The following is an 18,074-nucleotide window of genomic DNA, read 5'->3' on the forward strand; positions in this document are numbered from 1 at the left end:
AAAGGAGAAGCTATGCTGGGTTTAAAACAGGTTCACCATATTGCGATCATTGCCACCGATTACGCAAAAAGTAAGGCCTTCTACTGCGATATTCTGGGCTTTACGTTGTTAAGCGAGGCTTACCGTGAGGAGCGTGACTCCTGGAAAGGCGATCTCGCTTTAAACGGGCAATATGTGATTGAGCTGTTCTCTTTTCCTTTTCCGCCAGCACGTCCGTCCCGCCCGGAAGCCTGCGGCCTGCGCCACCTTGCCTTTAGCGTCGACGACATTGATCGCGCCGTAAAACATCTGGAGACCCACGGCGTGAAGTGCGAAGCGATTCGTATCGATCCGTTCACCGACAAGCGTTTTACCTTTTTCAACGATCCGGATGGCCTTCCGCTGGAGCTTTACCAGCAGTAATTTCCACCCTGTGTGATAATGCCCGCTCAGTTCGGGCATTTTTATGTGTGATTTTCTATGACCCTACCCGCGATTGCTCAAGCCGTTTCACCGTACCGCCAGCTGCTGGTGGGGTTTAGCGGTGGCCTGGATTCCACCGTTCTGCTCCACCGTCTCAAACTCTGGCGTGACAACGAGCCTGATATTCAGCTTCGGGCGATGCACATTCATCACGGGTTAAGCCCGCACTCGGATGCGTGGGTGGCACACTGCGAGGCGGTGTGTGCAGCATGGGCGATCCCGCTGACTGTTGAACGTGTACATCTCCAGGATGAGGGGCTGGGCATTGAGGCGCAGGCGCGTAAAGCACGCTATGCCGCTTTTGCCGCTGAATTACAGCCTGGCGAAGCGCTGGTCACGGCGCAGCATCTCGATGACCAGTGCGAGACGTTATTACTGGCCCTCAAACGAGGAAGTGGCCCGGCGGGATTATCCGCGATGCCAGAACGGGCTGACTTCGCCGGATCGCACCTCCTTCGCCCACTGCTTGGCGAGACGCGAGCCTCGCTGGAAACGTGGGCACGGGAACACGGGCTGAGCTGGATTGAAGATGAAAGCAACCAGGATGACCGCTATGACCGTAACTTCCTGCGTCTGCGTGTCGTACCGCTTCTGAGCGAACGCTGGCCGCACTTTGCAGAAGCGGCAGCACGCAGCGCCATGCTGTGCGCTGAACAGGAGAGTCTGCTGGATGAGCTGCTGAGCGAAGAGCTGGCGGAACTGATTACCGAGCAGGGATCGCTTACCATCGCACCGCTGGAAGCGATGAGCCCGGCGCGTCGGGCCGCATTGTTACGACGCTGGCTGGCCTCTCACGGTGCCGCTATGCCATCGCGGGCAATGCTGGCTCGTCTCTGGGATGAAGTCGCCCTGGCGCGGGAAGATGCTACGCCGCGTGTGCACCTGAACGGTTTTGACGTCAGACGCTATAAAGGGGCGCTCTGGTGGGTTAAATCATCTCCCTCGCTCGCCGACAGGGTGCTCGACTGGCCGTCGCTTGCGGAACCGCTGCTGTTGCCCTGTGATGCCGGTCGTGTGTCTTTGGTGCCAACCGGCCATGTGCGTCTGCCTGAACCCGGGGAGCCAGTAACCGTGCGCTTTAAGGCGGGCGGTCTGCTGCATATTGTCGGGCGCAACGGAGGGCGGAAGCTGAAGAAAATCTGGCAGGAGAGCAATGTGCCGCCCTGGCGACGCGATACCACGCCGCTACTTTTCTACGGTGAAACGCTGATTGCTGCTGCGGGGGTATTCATTACGCAAGAGGGGTGGGCAGAAACGGGCGTGCAGTTTGAGTGGAAAGCGTAACGGGCAGCCGGGCTGCCCGTTAGTGTCATCAGGATTCGCTCACCACAACGGTGCCGATTTGCGGGTGGCTGAAGCTGGCAATTTTGTCCAGACGTAGCTCACGCGTCGCCCCGGCATCTTCCACTATCAGATATTCCACATTCTTTCGCGAAACCAGGTCGCTGGCTTTTGCCTTCAACACTTCGCCATCTTTTAGCTCCAGCGTCAGTATTAAATGATGCTGGCAGGCGAGTTCGAGGTTGTCATAGTCATCACAATTGATGGGTTGATAAGTTTCATTCATTGACATAATCGCTCACCAGTAAATTCGCCGCAGCATACGCTGCTTTTTCCCTGACCGATTCTGAAAGGCCCTCATCAGAGGCCACTTCATTAAGCACTTTCAATACACAGCCCAACGCGTCCGGGACATACCCCAGATCTCCGCTGGCGATTTCCGCATACCGTTTGCGAATTAACTCACAATAATTATTCACATCCCCTCCCGCCAGCGCACTGACTTACTGTGAGATATCATTAAGCCTACGAAGATAAACTCGGTTTAGCAAGGTGACTATACCATACTCATTTAAGCAATATCAGCGCCTTGATAGCCGGTGAATGTTCATCCGGGAACAGCCTTTTTATTCCTTTTTCGCTACAATGTGCGCCTGATTCGAAAGGAGTTCTCTCATGGCGCTGAAAGCGACAATTTATAAAGCTGTGGTCAATGTGGCAGATCTTGACCGCAACCAGTTCCTGGATGCGTCACTCACTCTGGCACGCCACCCCTCTGAAACCCAGGAGCGCATGATGCTGCGCCTGCTGGCGTGGATAAAGTATGCTGACGAGCGTCTGCAATTTAGCCGTGGCTTAAGCGCTGAGGACGAGCCAGAGGCCTGGCTGCACAACGATCATCTGGGTATCGATTTATGGATTGAACTCGGTCTGCCGGATGAGCGCCGCATTAAAAAGGCCTGCACGCAGTCCGCTAACGTGGCGTTATTCGCGTATAATCAACGTGCTGCGGAAATCTGGTGGCAGCAAAGCAAGAGCAAGTGCGGGCAGTTTGCCAACCTTACCGTCTGGTATCTGGACGATGAGCAACTGGCGAAGCTGAGCGAGTTTGCCAGCCGGACGATGGTCCTGCAGGCCACAATTCAGGACGGTGCTATCTGGCTTTCTGATTCTCAGAATAATCTGGAAATTCATTTGACGGCGTGGCAGCCAGCGCCATGATTGTCTTGTCCCGAAACGTTAGTATCCCTGACAATGAGCTGGAGATCACCGCCATCCGTGCTCAGGGGGCGGGTGGACAGCACGTTAACAAGGCTTCAACGGCTATCCATTTGCGCTTTGACATTCGGGCCTCCAGCCTGCCAGAGTATTACAAAGAAAGCCTGCTCGCTGCCAGCCATCACCTGATCACCAGTGATGGCGTGATTGTGATTAAAGCGCAGGAGTACCGCAGCCAGGAGTTGAACCGCGAAGCGGCGATTGCCAGACTGGTGTCGATGATTAAAGAATTAACGGCAGTGCAAAAAAGCCGTCGGGCAACGCGACCGACCCGCGCATCGAAAGAGCGTCGGCTATCGTCGAAGGCCCAAAAATCCACAGTGAAAGCACTACGCGGTAAAGTTCGTCGCCCTACGGAGTGACGAAAAGGAACACAATTTCATAAGGAATTCATTGTGAAAAAAGCACTATTGTCAGCGCTGGCAGTGAGTACGCTGTTTGCGCTTTTCGGGTGTAACAACCGTTCTGAAACGCAGGTCGTGCAGCCTGCGCAGAATGAAGAGTTAAAGCCAATGCAGCAGAGCTGGCGCGGCGTTTTACCGTGTGCCGACTGCGAGGGCATTGAAACGTCACTGTTCCTGCAGAAAGACGGTACCTGGGTTATGAACCAGCGTTATCAAGGGGCGAAAGAACCATCTTCCTTTGCGAGCTACGGGACATGGGCGCGTACGGCTGAGAAGCTGGTACTGACGGATACCACCGGTGAGAAAACCTATTTCCGCGCCAAAGGTGAAGGGATGGAGATGCTCGACCGCGAAGGCAATCCGATTGAGTCCCAGTTCAACTATACGCTGGCCCCGGTGAAAGCGGCCCTGCCTGCAACGCCAATGCCAATGCGTGGGATGTATTTCTATATGGCGGATGCGGCGATCTTTACCGACTGCGCCACCGGCAAGAAAATCAGCGTGGCGAACAATGCGCAGCTGGAGCGTGATTACGCTGTTGCGCGTGGCAATGACAGCAAGCCTGTCCTGCTGACGGTAGATGGTCACTTTACGCTGGAGCCGAATCCGAACAGCGGAGAGCTGGTGAAAACGCTGGTGGCAGATAAAGACGCGAAGTTTGTTGCGGGCAAAGACTGTAACAGTAAATAAGCCGATATCGACCCATTAAAAAACCCCGCCTGAGCGGGGTTTTTTGTTGAATGTTAACCTTTGATGGCTTTCACCAGGTAATCAAGAATGTCGCCAGTCTTGATCATCTGCTTTTCACCACTGCGACGGTATTTGTATTCAATGTCGTCGCTGTCGAGGTTACGGTCGCCGATGACTACGGTGTGCGGGATACCGATCAGTTCCATATCGGCAAACATCACGCCTGGACGCTCTTTACGGTCATCCATCAGCACTTCGATACCCTGAGCGCGCAGCTCGGAGTAAAGTTTTTCGGCCAGCTCCTGCACACGGTAAGACTTGTGCATGTTCATTGGCAGAATAGCCACCTGGAACGGGGCGATATTGTCTGGCCAGACGATGCCACGTTCGTCGTAGTTCTGTTCAATGGCTGCTGCAACCACACGCGTCACACCGATACCGTAGCAACCCATGGTCAGGATCTGGTTGCGGCCATCTTCCCCCTGAACGGCGGCATTCAGTGCGCGGGAATATTTATCCCCCAGCTGGAAGATGTGGCCCACTTCGATACCGCGTTTGATCATCAGGGTGCCCTGGCCGTCCGGGCTTGGATCGCCTGCCACCACGTTACGGATATCAGCCACTTCCGGCGTCGCGACATCGCGATCCCAGTTGATGCCGAAGTAATGTTTACCGTCGATGTTAGCGCCAGCGGCGAAGTCGCTCATTGCGGCTACCGTACGGTCAATAACCACCGGAACCGGCATATTCACCGGGCCCAGGGAACCAGGACCTGCGTTCACGACGGCACGGATTTCCGCTTCCGTTGCGAACATCAGTGGGCTGGCAACCTGAGGCAGCTTCTCAGCTTTCACTTCATTTAGTTCGTGATCGCCACGCACCAGCAGGGCAACCAGCGGGTACGCGCTACCTTCGGTGGATTTCACCAGCAGGGTTTTTACCGTTTTTTCGACGGGCAGGTTGAACTGCTCAACCAGCTCGGCAATGGTTTTTGCGTGAGGTGTATCAACCAGCGTCATCTCTTCGGTTGCAGCAGCACGTGGCGCTTTAGGGGCCAGCGCTTCTGCAAACTCGATGTTCGCAGCGTAATCAGAAGAGTCAGAGAAGATCACATCGTCTTCACCGCTCTGAGCCAGAACCTGGAACTCATGAGACGCGCTTCCGCCGATAGAACCGGTATCAGCCTGCACAGCACGGAAATCCAGACCCATACGGGAGAAGATTTTGCTGTAAGCCTCGTACATTTTGTCGTAGGTCTCTTGCAGCGATTCCTGAGACGTATGGAAAGAGTAAGCATCTTTCATCAGGAATTCGCGTGAGCGCATGACGCCGAAGCGTGGGCGAACTTCATCACGGAACTTGGTCTGGATCTGGAAGAAGTTCAGCGGCAGCTGTTTGTAAGAGCTCAGCTCATTACGAATCAGGTCGGTAATGACTTCTTCATGCGTTGGGCCGAGGACGAATGGACGCTCGCCACGATCAACGAAACGCAGCAGCTCAGGGCCATATTGCTCCCAACGGCCGCTCTCCTGCCACAGGTCAGCGGGCTGAACCACAGGCATGGACACCTCGATAGCACCGGCGTTGTTCATCTCTTCACGCACGATGTTTTCGACTTTTTTCAGGACGCGCACGCCGGTCGGCAGCCAGGTATATAACCCGGAGGCCAGCTTGCGGATCATCCCGGCGCGCAGCATCAGCTGATGGCTGATCACTTCGGCGTCGGCAGGCGTCTCCTTCAGAGTGGAGAGCAGATATTGGCTAGTACGCATGTTGTTACGGTTCCATTTCGACGATTGGAACAGGCTGAAACACCAGCCTGAGACAAAAAAAGTGGTTTAGTTTACCAGTGTGGCAAAGATGCCAAAAGAGAGGAGGACAAAATTACCTGGGTTCAAGGGCAAACACTTCAAAACCTGCCCCGGTCACGCGCCAGCGAACGTTAAAATCCAGCAGCCAGACGGCGTAGGTTTTCCCGGCGTCCTCTTCTTTACGATAGGCCGGACGGGGGTCCTGAGCCAGCACTTCGGTGATAAAGTCACGAAGGCGGGGATAGCGTGTTTCCAGCTGCTGAAGCTGCGTGGTTATCTCAGCCGTGAAGTGAACAGGCATATCTGCCTGCGGTGCTTCCTGTGCATAGCTTGCGCGGGCGTCGGGTAACGCTTCGGCAAAGGGGAGATACGGCTTGATATCGATAACCGGCGTGCCATCAACCAGGTCAAGGCTGCCTAACTCCAGTATGACCTGATCCTTCTGACAGCGTATACCTTTCAGTTCGACCAGCGACATCCCGATAGGGTTTGGACGGAAGGTTGAGCGCGTCGCAAACACGCCCATCCTGGCGTTGCCTCCCAGGCGAGGAGGGCGTACGGTCGGACGCCAGCCACCTTCCATCGTCTGGTGAAACACAAACACAATCCATAAGTGGCTGAATGCTTCGAGCCCGCGTACGGCATCGGCCTGATTGTAGGGCGCGATCAAGTGAAGCTCGCCACCGCTGGTGACCAGACCTGGCTGGCGTGGCACGGCGAACTTCTCTTTATAGGGAGAGCGAATAACGCCTATCTGTTCGAACTGAAATGAACTCATTTCGCCGTAATGTTCAGCGCCGAGCCGATGCAAACCGCCTGACGGTAGCAACCCGGTGTTCCACTGGTCACTTCGCAGCTATGCAGCAGAACCGCGTTGGCTTTCATTTTTGCCGCGTTGATCTGCATGCGTTTACGCGCTGTTGGGATATTCGGTGGAGAGTCCTGATTGGTAGCCTGACAGGATTCGCCGCTTACTTCACCCAGTTCACGGAAAGGTTTACCCACGAGTTCGTCAGCTTTGGTAATAATGCGAACCGGCGCAGGGCGAGGCGCTTTCGGTTTTACGGGTTCTGCTTTTGGCGGGGTTGCCGTGCTTTGGACAGGTTCAACAGGAGATCTGCTTAGCATAGAACAGCCGCTCAGCATGAGTGCTAAAAGACAGATCGGTAAAGCACGCATAATAATTCCTCAATGGATAATCAAAACGTCAGATATTGAATCAGTTGACTGCACAAATGACAAGACGGGCATAAGCCCGTCTTGATGATATTACACTGAGGTGAGATTACCAGCCCTTAACAGCGCCGCCGTTAAACACTTTGTTGGCTTCCTGGTAAACTTCGTCAGACTGATAAGCCTGTACGAACTTCTTCACGTTTTCCGCATCTTTGTTGTCTTCGCGAGTCACGATCAGGTTTACATACGGGGAGTCTTTGTCTTCAACGAAGATACCGTCTTTTGCTGGCGTCAGGCCAATCTGGCTGGCGTACGTGGTGTTGATAACGGCCAGGGCAATCTGCGCGTCGTCGAGAGAACGTGGCAGCTGTGGGGCTTCCAGCTCAACAATTTTCAGATTTTTCGGGTTCTCGGTGACATCCAGAACGGTTGGCAGCAGGCCAACACCGTCTTTCAGTTTAATCAGGCCCACTTTCTGCAGCAGCAGCAGGGAACGGCCAAGGTTGGTTGGGTCGTTAGGGACGGCAACCTGAGAGCCTGGCTGCAGTTCGTCCAGAGATTTAATTTTCTTGGAGTAACCGGCAATAGGGTAAACAAAGGTGTTACCCACACCCACCAGTTTATAGCCGCGGTCCTTGATCTGCTGATCCAGGTAAGGTTTGTGCTGGAAGGCATTGGCGTCGATATCGCCTTTGCTCAGCGCTTCGTTCGGCAGAACGTAATCGTTAAAGGTCACCAGCTCAACGTCCAGACCATACTTCTCTTTCGCGACTTTCTGCGCGACTTCAGCAACCTGCTGTTCTGCACCCACGATAACGCCCACTTTGATGTGGTTTGGATCTTTTTCGTCCTGACCGCAACCCACCAGTGCCAGAGAGCCGATCAGCGCGCCTACCGCTGCAAAGGTCTTTAATTTAAACGCCATGTTATATCCTTAACTCGTCGAGTTTGTGTTGTGTGTAACGTTATTTGTGAGTAACAGTCCGGACGATGCGATCGCCAGAGAACTGGATTAAGTAAACCAGCACAACCAGCAATACCAGAACGGTATTCATTACGGTAGCGTTATAACCAATATAGCCGTACTGGTAGCCAATCTGGCCTAAACCGCCAGCGCCAACGGCACCGCCCATCGCGGAATAACCCACCAGAGTAATCAACGTAATGGTTGCCGCGTTAACCAGCCCTGGCAGCGCTTCAGGTAGCAGGACTTTACGCACGATCTGCATTGGCGTTGCCCCCATCGCGCGGGAAGCCTCGATCAAACCGGTCGGAATTTCCAGCAGGGCGTTTTCCACCATACGGGCGATAAACGGCGCAGCTCCTACGGTCAGCGGAACGATGGCTGCCTGCAAACCGATAGACGTTCCCACGATCACACGGGTAAATGGAATCATCCATACCAGCAGAATAATGAACGGGATAGAACGGAAGATATTCACCAGCGCAGACAGGGTGCGATACAGCTTCGCGTTCTCAATGATTTGTCCTGGGCGCGTCACATACAACAGCACGCCGACCGGCAGACCAATCACAAAACCAAAAAAGCCTGATACAAAGGTCATTGCCAGCGTTTCCCAAACGCCGCGAACCAGCAGCCACATCATCGGCTCAGACATAACCCAGTACCTCTACTTTTACGTGATGTTCTTGCAGCCAGGCAATTGCCGCCTGGGTTTCTGCTTGTGTGCCGTGCATTTCCGTCAGCATGATGCCGAACTTCACGCCACCGGCGTAATCCATTTGCGCGCTGATGATGTTGTTATTCACATTAAAGCGGCGCGCGGTTTCGGACAGCAGTGGTGCATCGACGGACTGGCCAGTGAACTCCATACGCAGCATCGGGACGCTGTCCGCGGTCGATTCTGTTTTTAAACGCTCCAGATAATCTTCCGGAATATCCAGGTGCAGCGTGGACTGAATAAACTGTTGTGCCAGCGGGGTTTTCGGATGGGAAAACACTTCGCTGACCGTGTCTTGCTCAATCAACTCACCGTTGCTGATCACCGCGACGCAATCACAGATGCGTTTCACGACGTCCATTTCATGTGTAATAAGGAGAATGGTCAGGCCGAGGCGACGGTTGATGTCCTTCAGCAACTCCAGAATGGAACGCGTAGTGGCGGGATCTAATGCGCTGGTGGCTTCATCGCACAGCAGCACTTTCGGGTTACTTGCCAGCGCGCGGGCAATGGCCACACGCTGTTTTTGTCCACCGGACAGGTTGGCCGGGTAGCTATCGTGTTTATCACCCAGACCAACGAGATCCAGCAGTTCGGTTACGCGACGCTTAACTTCTTCTTTTGGCGTGTTGTCCAGTTCCAGCGGCAAGGCAACGTTGCCAAACACCGTACGGGAGGCCAGCAGGTTAAAGTGCTGGAAGATCATGCCAATCTGGCGGCGTGCTTTCGTCAGTTCTTTCTCTGAAAGGGCGGTCAGTTCCTGCCCGCCTACTTCTACACGACCCTGGGTTGGGCGCTCAAGCAGGTTAACACAACGGATCAGCGTACTTTTACCTGCACCCGATGCGCCAATGACGCCATAAATTTGACCAGCAGGAACATGCAGGCTGACATTGTTCAGCGCCTGAATGGTTCGGTTCCCCTGCTGGAACACTTTGGTGATATTGGAAAGTTTAATCATTAGATTATTTTTATCGTATGTAAGTTAGCCGTGGCATTTTCTTCTGCCAGATACGGGTGATGACCGTAAACAAAACGGATGTTAAGGCATCCAGACGTCTAAATCAATCCAACTCTGTACGATGAGCACTTTATTGCGCTGCGATTCATGAGATACTAGCTGTACATGCCTTTTTCAGGAGCAAACCGGTGGCAAAATCAGTACCCGCAATTTTTCTCGATCGTGATGGCACTATTAATGTGGATCACGGTTATGTCCACGAGATTGATGAGTTCGAGTTTATCGAGGGCGTTATCGATGCCATGCGCCAGCTGAAAGAGATGGGCTATGCGCTGGTGGTCGTGACCAACCAGTCCGGTATCGCACGTGGAAAATTCACCGAGGCGCAATTCGAGACGCTGACGGAATGGATGGACTGGTCGCTGGCTGACCGCGGTGTCGAACTTGATGGCATTTACTATTGCCCGCACCACCCGCAGGGAACTGTAGAAGAATTTCGTCAGACGTGTGATTGCCGCAAGCCGCATCCGGGAATGTTTATCTCTGCGCAGGAATTCCTGCATATCGATATGGCTGCTTCTTATATGGTGGGCGATAAACTGGAAGATATGCAGGCAGCAACCGCCGCAGGTGTGGGGACTAAAATACTTGTGCGCACCGGCAAACCTGTGACGCCTGAAGCAGAGAGTGCCGCGGATTGGGTGATTAATAGCCTGGCAGAGCTGCCAAAAGAGATTAAAAAGCACCAAAAATAGCCTTTTTGGTGAAAAGGTGAGCGGTCGAAATAAAAATGCATATTTCCGCTTGTCATTCCTCGGCGGCACCCTATAATGCGCCTCCATCGACACGGCGGATGTGAATCACTTCACAGTTAACCCGGTCGGTTGAAGAGAAAAAATCCTGAATTTCAGGGTTGACTCTGAAAGAGGAAAGCGTAATATACGCCACCTCGCGACGGTGAGCTGCAAGCCGCGTCGCAACTGCTCTTTAACAATTTATCAGACAATCTGTGTGGGCACTCAAAGTGACATGGATTCTTAACGTCCTCGGACGAAAAATGAATACCAAGTCTCTGAGTGAACATACGTAATTCATTACGAAGTTTAATTCACGAGCATCAAACTTAAATTGAAGAGTTTGATCATGGCTCAGATTGAACGCTGGCGGCAGGCCTAACACATGCAAGTCGAACGGTAGCACAGAGAGCTTGCTCTCGGGTGACGAGTGGCGGACGGGTGAGTAATGTCTGGGAAACTGCCTGATGGAGGGGGATAACTACTGGAAACGGTAGCTAATACCGCATAACGTCGTAAGACCAAAGAGGGGGACCTTCGGGCCTCTTGCCATCAGATGTGCCCAGATGGGATTAGCTAGTAGGTGGGGTAACGGCTCACCTAGGCGACGATCCCTAGCTGGTCTGAGAGGATGACCAGCCACACTGGAACTGAGACACGGTCCAGACTCCTACGGGAGGCAGCAGTGGGGAATATTGCACAATGGGCGCAAGCCTGATGCAGCCATGCCGCGTGTATGAAGAAGGCCTTCGGGTTGTAAAGTACTTTCAGCGGGGAGGAAGGTGTTGTGGTTAATAACCGCAGCAATTGACGTTACCCGCAGAAGAAGCACCGGCTAACTCCGTGCCAGCAGCCGCGGTAATACGGAGGGTGCAAGCGTTAATCGGAATTACTGGGCGTAAAGCGCACGCAGGCGGTCTGTCAAGTCGGATGTGAAATCCCCGGGCTCAACCTGGGAACTGCATTCGAAACTGGCAGGCTAGAGTCTTGTAGAGGGGGGTAGAATTCCAGGTGTAGCGGTGAAATGCGTAGAGATCTGGAGGAATACCGGTGGCGAAGGCGGCCCCCTGGACAAAGACTGACGCTCAGGTGCGAAAGCGTGGGGAGCAAACAGGATTAGATACCCTGGTAGTCCACGCCGTAAACGATGTCGACTTGGAGGTTGTGCCCTTGAGGCGTGGCTTCCGGAGCTAACGCGTTAAGTCGACCGCCTGGGGAGTACGGCCGCAAGGTTAAAACTCAAATGAATTGACGGGGGCCCGCACAAGCGGTGGAGCATGTGGTTTAATTCGATGCAACGCGAAGAACCTTACCTACTCTTGACATCCAGAGAACTTAGCAGAGATGCTTTGGTGCCTTCGGGAACTCTGAGACAGGTGCTGCATGGCTGTCGTCAGCTCGTGTTGTGAAATGTTGGGTTAAGTCCCGCAACGAGCGCAACCCTTATCCTTTGTTGCCAGCGGTCCGGCCGGGAACTCAAAGGAGACTGCCAGTGATAAACTGGAGGAAGGTGGGGATGACGTCAAGTCATCATGGCCCTTACGAGTAGGGCTACACACGTGCTACAATGGCGCATACAAAGAGAAGCGAACTCGCGAGAGCAAGCGGACCTCATAAAGTGCGTCGTAGTCCGGATTGGAGTCTGCAACTCGACTCCATGAAGTCGGAATCGCTAGTAATCGTAGATCAGAATGCTACGGTGAATACGTTCCCGGGCCTTGTACACACCGCCCGTCACACCATGGGAGTGGGTTGCAAAAGAAGTAGGTAGCTTAACCTTCGGGAGGGCGCTTACCACTTTGTGATTCATGACTGGGGTGAAGTCGTAACAAGGTAACCGTAGGGGAACCTGCGGTTGGATCACCTCCTTACCTTAAAGAACCTGCCTTTGTAGTGCTCACACAGATTGTCTGATGAAAAACAGCAGTAAAAAACCTCTACAGGCTTGTAGCTCAGGTGGTTAGAGCGCACCCCTGATAAGGGTGAGGTCGGTGGTTCAAGTCCACTCAGGCCTACCAAATCTGTCATGCAGATTTGAAGAGGTTGGTCATACGATGGGGCTATAGCTCAGCTGGGAGAGCGCCTGCTTTGCACGCAGGAGGTCTGCGGTTCGATCCCGCATAGCTCCACCATCTTTTACTGCGAAAACAAGAAAACTTCAGAGTGAACCTGAAAAGGTGCACTGCGAAGTTTTGCTCTTTAAAAATCTGGATCAAGCTGAAAATTGAAACGACACACATGTTATGTGTGTTCGAGTCTCTCAAATTTTCGCAAGCCGGTGATGAATCGAAAGAAACATCTTCGGGTTGTGAGGTTAAGCGACTAAGCGTACACGGTGGATGCCCTGGCAGTCAGAGGCGATGAAGGACGTGCTAATCTGCGAAAAGCGCCGGCGAGGTGATATGAACCTTTGACCCGGCGATGTCCGAATGGGGAAACCCAGTGTGTTCCGACACACTATCGTTAACTGAATACATAGGTTAACGAGGCGAACCGGGGGAACTGAAACATCTAAGTACCCCGAGGAAAAGAAATCAACCGAGATTCCCCCAGTAGCGGCGAGCGAACGGGGAGCAGCCCAGAGTCTGAATCAGCTTGTGTGTTAGTGGAAGCGTCTGGAAAGTCGCACGGTACAGGGTGAAAGTCCCGTACACGAAAGCACACAGGCTGTGAACTCGAAGAGTAGGGCGGGACACGTGGTATCCTGTCTGAATATGGGGGGACCATCCTCCAAGGCTAAATACTCCTGACTGACCGATAGTGAACCAGTACCGTGAGGGAAAGGCGAAAAGAACCCCGGCGAGGGGAGTGAAAAAGAACCTGAAACCGTGTACGTACAAGCAGTGGGAGCCTCTTTTATGGGGTGACTGCGTACCTTTTGTATAATGGGTCAGCGACTTATATTCTGTAGCAAGGTTAACCGTATAGGGGAGCCGAAGGGAAACCGAGTCTTAACTGGGCGTTAAGTTGCAGGGTATAGACCCGAAACCCGGTGATCTAGCCATGGGCAGGTTGAAGGTTGGGTAACACTAACTGGAGGACCGAACCGACTAATGTTGAAAAATTAGCGGATGACTTGTGGCTGGGGGTGAAAGGCCAATCAAACCGGGAGATAGCTGGTTCTCCCCGAAAGCTATTTAGGTAGCGCCTCGTGAATTCATCTTCGGGGGTAGAGCACTGTTTCGGCTAGGGGGCCATCCCGGCTTACCAACCCGATGCAAACTACGAATACCGAAGAATGTTATCACGGGAGACACACGGCGGGTGCTAACGTCCGTCGTGAAGAGGGAAACAACCCAGACCGCCAGCTAAGGTCCCAAAGTCATGGTTAAGTGGGAAACGATGTGGGAAGGCACAGACAGCCAGGATGTTGGCTTAGAAGCAGCCATCATTTAAAGAAAGCGTAATAGCTCACTGGTCGAGTCGGCCTGCGCGGAAGATGTAACGGGGCTAAACCATGCACCGAAGCTGCGGCAGCGACGCTTATGCGTTGTTGGGTAGGGGAGCGTTCTGTAAGCCGTTGAAGGTGTCCTGTGAGGGGTGCTGGAGGTATCAGAAGTGCGAATGCTGACATAAGTAACGATAAAGCGGGTGAAAAGCCCGCTCGCCGGAAGACCAAGGGTTCCTGTCCAACGTTAATCGGGGCAGGGTGAGTCGACCCCTAAGGCGAGGCCGAAAGGCGTAGTCGATGGGAAACAGGTTAATATTCCTGTACTTGGTGTTACTGCGAAGGGGGGACGGAGAAGGCTATGTTAGCCGGGCGACGGTTGTCCCGGTTTAAGCATGTAGGCGGAGGTTCCAGGTAAATCCGGTTCCTTGTTAACGCTGAGGTGTGATGACGAGGCACTACGGTGCTGAAGTAACAAATGCCCTGCTTCCAGGAAAAGCCTCTAAGCATCAGGTAACATCAAATCGTACCCCAAACCGACACAGGTGGTCAGGTAGAGAATACCAAGGCGCTTGAGAGAACTCGGGTGAAGGAACTAGGCAAAATGGTGCCGTAACTTCGGGAGAAGGCACGCTGATATGTAGGTGAAGCCCCTGCGGGTGGAGCTGAAATCAGTCGAAGATACCAGCTGGCTGCAACTGTTTATTAAAAACACAGCACTGTGCAAACACGAAAGTGGACGTATACGGTGTGACGCCTGCCCGGTGCCGGAAGGTTAATTGATGGGGTTAGCGGCAACGCGAAGCTCTTGATCGAAGCCCCGGTAAACGGCGGCCGTAACTATAACGGTCCTAAGGTAGCGAAATTCCTTGTCGGGTAAGTTCCGACCTGCACGAATGGCGTAATGATGGCCAGGCTGTCTCCACCCGAGACTCAGTGAAATTGAACTCGCTGTGAAGATGCAGTGTACCCGCGGCAAGACGGAAAGACCCCGTGAACCTTTACTATAGCTTGACACTGAACACTGGTCCTTGATGTGTAGGATAGGTGGGAGGCTTTGAAGCGTGGACGCCAGTCTGCGTGGAGCCAACCTTGAAATACCACCCTTTAATGGCTGGTGTTCTAACGTAGACCCGTGATCCGGGTTGCGGACAGTGTCTGGTGGGTAGTTTGACTGGGGCGGTCTCCTCCCAAAGAGTAACGGAGGAGCACGAAGGTTAGCTAATCCTGGTCGGACATCAGGAGGTTAGTGCAATGGCATAAGCTAGCTTGACTGCGAGAGTGACGGCTCGAGCAGGTGCGAAAGCAGGTCATAGTGATCCGGTGGTTCTGAATGGAAGGGCCATCGCTCAACGGATAAAAGGTACTCCGGGGATAACAGGCTGATACCGCCCAAGAGTTCATATCGACGGCGGTGTTTGGCACCTCGATGTCGGCTCATCACATCCTGGGGCTGAAGTAGGTCCCAAGGGTATGGCTGTTCGCCATTTAAAGTGGTACGCGAGCTGGGTTTAGAACGTCGTGAGACAGTTCGGTCCCTATCTGCCGTGGGCGCTGGAGAATTGAGGGGGGCTGCTCCTAGTACGAGAGGACCGGAGTGGACGCATCACTGGTGTTCGGGTTGTCATGCCAATGGCACTGCCCGGTAGCTAAATGCGGAAGAGATAAGTGCTGAAAGCATCTAAGCACGAAACTTGCCCCGAGATGAGTTCTCCCTGAGACTTTAAGTCTCCTGAAGGAACGTTGAAGACTACGACGTTGATAGGTCGGGTGTGTAAGCGCAGCGATGCGTTGAGCTAACCGATACTAATGAACCGTGAGGCTTAACCTTACAACGCCGAAGATGTTTTGGCGATGAGAGACGATTTTCAGCTGATACAGATTACAGAATTTGCCTGGCGGCTTTAGCGCGGTGGTCCCACCTGACCCCATGCCGAACTCAGAAGTGAAACGCCGTAGCGCCGATGGTAGTGTGGGGTCTCCCCATGTGAGAGTAGGGAACTGCCAGGCATCAAATTACGTAGTAAGCCGGTGCATAAATCCGGTGGTTACAGCAGTCTTCGGTGGAGCGGTAGTTCAGTCGGTTAGAATACCTGCCTGTCACGCAGGGGGTCGCGGGTTCGAGTCCCGTCCGTTCCGCCACTTATTAAAAGCCCTGAGTTAACGCTCAGGGCTTTTTTCATATCTGTCTTATCATTATTGCCAAATCAGCAAAAATCCTCTGCGTTAAACGCTCTTTTTCTGCATAACGGCAGCAGCGATAATCCTCCTCAGTTAACAATCATTATGAATAACGAGGATTACATGACTATCCCTGCACTGGGTCTGGGCACTTTCCGCCTGAAAGACGACGTTGTTATCGCATCTGTTAAAACTGCACTTGAACTTGGCTATCGCGCAATTGATACGGCGCAGATTTACGATAACGAAGCTGCCGTTGGTCAGGCTATCGAAGAGAGCGGCGTAGCGCGCAGCGAGCTTTTCATCACGACCAAAATCTGGACTGAAAACCTCAGCAAAGATAAATTGATCCCCAGCCTGAAAGAGAGCCTGGAAAAACTGCGTACCGACTATGTGGATCTGACGTTGATCCACTGGCCATCACCGAACGATGCCGTGTCAGTCGAGGAGTTCATGCAGGCATTGCGTGAAGCGAAAGAGCAGGGCTTAACGCGTGAAATAGGTATTTCTAATTTCACCATCCCGCTGATGGAAAAAGCCATTGCCGCCGTGGGGGCTGAAAACATTGCAACCAATCAGATTGAACTCTCTCCCTACCTGCAAAACCGCAAAGTCGTGGACTGGGCAAAACAGCACGGCATCCACATCACCTCATATATGACCCTGGCCTACGGTAAAGCACTGAAAGATGACGTGATTAATCGTATCGCAGAGAAACATAGCGCAACGGCTGCACAGGTGATTCTGGCATGGGCGATGGGTGAAGGTTACGCCGTGATCCCCTCTTCAACCCGACGTGAAAACCTGGCCAGTAACCTGTTAGTGAGGGATCTCCAGCTGGACGCCGAAGACAAAAAAGCGATCGCTGCCCTGGAATGCAACGATCGTCTGGTCAGCCCTGAAGGTCTGGCACCTGACTGGGATTAATATTGACCCTTTCCTCTGTAACCTGAAACCCTCACACAGCTCCCCCGGGAGCTGTTTTTATATGTTCGCTCAGGAAATCGATAAAGGCGCGTATGCGCGTACTTACCGCTCTGTCACTGTAATAAACTGCACTAAAAGGCATCTCCACAGGCAGACGTTTATCTGCCATCAGCTCTACAAGCTCACCGCGTGCAATTTCTTTATCAATCATATAGTCCGACAAACAGGCGATCCCATTCCCTTCGAGGCAAAGCTGCTTCAGCGTTTCTCCACTGTTGGACGATAACCCACTGGTGATTTCATGCAGTTGACCATCATGACAGGCCACAGGCCAGGTGTTCAGCGATACGGGCTCCGTGAAGCCCAGGCACAGGTGCTGCTTCAGTTCTTCAACCGTCTCTGGTTTGCCATGCTCTGCGATGTATTGCGGTGATGCGACTATCTTGCGGTAGCTGGCAAAAAGAGGGCGGGCCCGCAAGCTCGAGTCGGTCAGTGTGCCGGCCCGGATCGCCACATCCACTTTCCGCTCGATGAGATTGATAAACGTCTCTGAGGAAACTAACGAGAGCGTCATCTCCGGATAGCGTTCGCGGAAAGGCTTGATCAGCGGCATCAGAAAATGAAGAACAACCGGTGTTGCCGCATCAATGCGCAGCAATCCGCGTGGCGTGCTACGGGTTTCCATAATCTCTGTTTCTGCCGCCGCCATCTCCTGCAGGACGGACTGCACACGGCGGAAGTAACGCTCGCCTTCCTCCGTCAGGCTCAGCTGACGCGTCGTTCGGTTGAGAAGACTGACGCCGAGCTTCATCTCCAGTTTTTTCACCGAGCGGCTGATGGCTGAATTAGCCTGCCCCAACTGCTCGGCCGCACGGCTAAAACTGCCGCTTTCGACGACGGCGACAAAAATTGTCAGCTCTTCCGACGTTGCTTTCATTGTTGCACCACCTGCAAAATTCTATTGATATTTTGACCATTTTTGTTATTTAAGCACTGGCGCATACTGCCTGTCATCTTAATCCTGATGATATGGAGTTAT

The 18,074-nt window shown here is 53.2% G+C and carries 16 protein-coding genes, 3 tRNA genes and 3 rRNA genes; 13 read left to right on the forward strand and 9 right to left on the reverse strand.

Going from position 1 to position 18,074, the window contains the following annotated elements; all coding sequences use genetic code 11:
- Positions 1–12: 12 nt before the first annotated feature.
- The gene (locus tag ACN9MQ_RS03955; protein ID WP_014168718.1) at positions 13–402 is read left to right on the forward strand and encodes a VOC family protein; all 390 of its coding nucleotides are present in this window, start codon (positions 13–15) and stop codon (positions 400–402) included.
- A gap of 57 nt (positions 403–459) precedes the next feature.
- A complete protein-coding gene (gene tilS, locus ACN9MQ_RS03960; RefSeq protein ID WP_426021213.1) occupies positions 460–1,746 on the forward strand; it encodes a tRNA lysidine(34) synthetase TilS in 1,287 nt (428 codons plus the stop codon).
- 28 nt (positions 1,747–1,774) lie between these two features.
- On the opposite strand, the gene rof is transcribed toward tilS, so the two are convergent.
- Complete coding sequence (gene rof / locus ACN9MQ_RS03965; protein WP_014168720.1) at positions 1,775–2,035, reverse strand: Rho-binding antiterminator; 261 nt, start codon at positions 2,033–2,035, stop codon at positions 1,775–1,777.
- Positions 2,022–2,222 (reverse strand): YaeP family protein, encoded by a 201-nt coding sequence (locus tag ACN9MQ_RS03970; protein WP_014168721.1) that lies wholly within the window; start codon positions 2,220–2,222, stop codon positions 2,022–2,024. The genes rof and ACN9MQ_RS03970 overlap by 14 nt, the downstream gene beginning before the upstream one ends.
- A 196-nt stretch (positions 2,223–2,418) precedes the next feature.
- On the opposite strand from ACN9MQ_RS03970, the gene ACN9MQ_RS03975 reads away from it, so the two are divergent.
- From ACN9MQ_RS03975 to nlpE, 3 genes are read left to right on the forward strand one after another with little or no spacing between them, the layout of a single operon-like run.
- Positions 2,419–2,964, forward strand: a complete 546-nt coding sequence (locus ACN9MQ_RS03975; protein WP_014168722.1) for a YaeQ family protein — start codon at positions 2,419–2,421, stop codon at positions 2,962–2,964.
- Entirely contained in the window at positions 2,961–3,383 is a 423-nt protein-coding gene (gene arfB / locus ACN9MQ_RS03980) for an alternative ribosome rescue aminoacyl-tRNA hydrolase ArfB (RefSeq protein WP_020882624.1), read from the forward strand. The genes ACN9MQ_RS03975 and arfB overlap by 4 nt, the downstream gene beginning before the upstream one ends.
- Before the next feature lie 33 nt (positions 3,384–3,416).
- Positions 3,417–4,115 carry an envelope stress response activation lipoprotein NlpE gene (gene nlpE, locus ACN9MQ_RS03985; protein ID WP_426021212.1) on the forward strand — a complete coding sequence of 233 codons (699 nt, stop codon included), beginning with the start codon at positions 3,417–3,419 and terminating at the stop codon, positions 4,113–4,115.
- Positions 4,116–4,168: 53 nt separating this feature from the next.
- Here nlpE and proS read toward each other — a convergent pair whose 3' ends face one another.
- The 6 genes from proS to metN form a co-directional block, all read right to left on the reverse strand.
- Positions 4,169–5,887 carry a proline--tRNA ligase gene (gene proS / locus ACN9MQ_RS03990; protein ID WP_138613300.1) on the reverse strand — a complete coding sequence of 573 codons (1,719 nt, stop codon included), beginning with the start codon at positions 5,885–5,887 and terminating at the stop codon, positions 4,169–4,171.
- 112 nt (positions 5,888–5,999) lie between these two features.
- Entirely contained in the window at positions 6,000–6,704 is a 705-nt protein-coding gene (gene tsaA, locus ACN9MQ_RS03995) for a tRNA (N6-threonylcarbamoyladenosine(37)-N6)-methyltransferase TrmO (protein ID WP_426021211.1), read from the reverse strand.
- Positions 6,701–7,105: an Rcs stress response system protein RcsF gene (gene rcsF / locus ACN9MQ_RS04000; protein WP_014168727.1), complete on the reverse strand. Its 405-nt coding sequence runs from the start codon at positions 7,103–7,105 to the stop codon at positions 6,701–6,703. The genes tsaA and rcsF overlap by 4 nt, the downstream gene beginning before the upstream one ends.
- Before the next feature lie 106 nt (positions 7,106–7,211).
- Positions 7,212–8,027, reverse strand: coding sequence for a methionine ABC transporter substrate-binding lipoprotein MetQ (metQ, locus tag ACN9MQ_RS04005; protein WP_014168729.1), 816 nt, complete (start codon positions 8,025–8,027; stop codon positions 7,212–7,214).
- 40 nt (positions 8,028–8,067) lie between these two features.
- Entirely contained in the window at positions 8,068–8,721 is a 654-nt protein-coding gene (locus tag ACN9MQ_RS04010) for a methionine ABC transporter permease MetI (protein WP_014168730.1), read from the reverse strand.
- Complete coding sequence (gene metN / locus ACN9MQ_RS04015; protein WP_014168731.1) at positions 8,714–9,745, reverse strand: methionine ABC transporter ATP-binding protein MetN; 1,032 nt, start codon at positions 9,743–9,745, stop codon at positions 8,714–8,716. The genes ACN9MQ_RS04010 and metN overlap by 8 nt, the downstream gene beginning before the upstream one ends.
- A gap of 188 nt (positions 9,746–9,933) precedes the next feature.
- Here metN and gmhB point away from each other — a divergent pair, with 188 nt between their 5' ends.
- The 8 genes from gmhB (at position 9,934) to dkgB (ending at position 17,035) form a co-directional block, all read left to right on the forward strand.
- Positions 9,934–10,500 (forward strand): D-glycero-beta-D-manno-heptose 1,7-bisphosphate 7-phosphatase, encoded by a 567-nt coding sequence (gene gmhB, locus ACN9MQ_RS04020; protein ID WP_014168732.1) that lies wholly within the window; start codon positions 9,934–9,936, stop codon positions 10,498–10,500.
- Positions 10,501–10,870: 370 nt separating this feature from the next.
- Positions 10,871–12,410: ribosomal RNA gene (locus ACN9MQ_RS04025) — 16S ribosomal RNA — on the forward strand.
- Between the two features lie 70 nt (positions 12,411–12,480).
- A tRNA-Ile gene (locus ACN9MQ_RS04030) sits at positions 12,481–12,557 on the forward strand.
- A gap of 38 nt (positions 12,558–12,595) precedes the next feature.
- Positions 12,596–12,671: transfer RNA gene (locus ACN9MQ_RS04035), tRNA-Ala, on the forward strand.
- A gap of 180 nt (positions 12,672–12,851) precedes the next feature.
- Positions 12,852–15,758: ribosomal RNA gene (locus ACN9MQ_RS04040) — 23S ribosomal RNA — on the forward strand.
- Positions 15,759–15,821: 63 nt separating this feature from the next.
- Positions 15,822–15,937, forward strand: a 5S ribosomal RNA gene (rrf, locus tag ACN9MQ_RS04045).
- Together the 16S, 23S and 5S rRNA genes with 3 tRNA genes alongside form the textbook arrangement of a ribosomal RNA operon.
- A 55-nt stretch (positions 15,938–15,992) precedes the next feature.
- A tRNA-Asp gene (locus tag ACN9MQ_RS04050) sits at positions 15,993–16,069 on the forward strand.
- A 162-nt stretch (positions 16,070–16,231) separates the two neighbouring features.
- Positions 16,232–17,035, forward strand: coding sequence for a 2,5-didehydrogluconate reductase DkgB (gene dkgB, locus ACN9MQ_RS04055; RefSeq protein ID WP_426021425.1), 804 nt, complete (start codon positions 16,232–16,234; stop codon positions 17,033–17,035).
- Between the two features lie 31 nt (positions 17,036–17,066).
- Here dkgB and yafC read toward each other — a convergent pair whose 3' ends face one another.
- Entirely contained in the window at positions 17,067–17,972 is a 906-nt protein-coding gene (gene yafC / locus ACN9MQ_RS04060) for a DNA-binding transcriptional regulator YafC (protein WP_014168734.1), read from the reverse strand.
- Positions 17,973–18,074 lie beyond the last annotated feature (102 nt).

The sequence above is a fragment of the Enterobacter sp. R-25 genome, assembly GCF_049913205.1.
Taxonomy (GTDB): domain Bacteria; phylum Pseudomonadota; class Gammaproteobacteria; order Enterobacterales; family Enterobacteriaceae; genus Enterobacter; species Enterobacter ludwigii.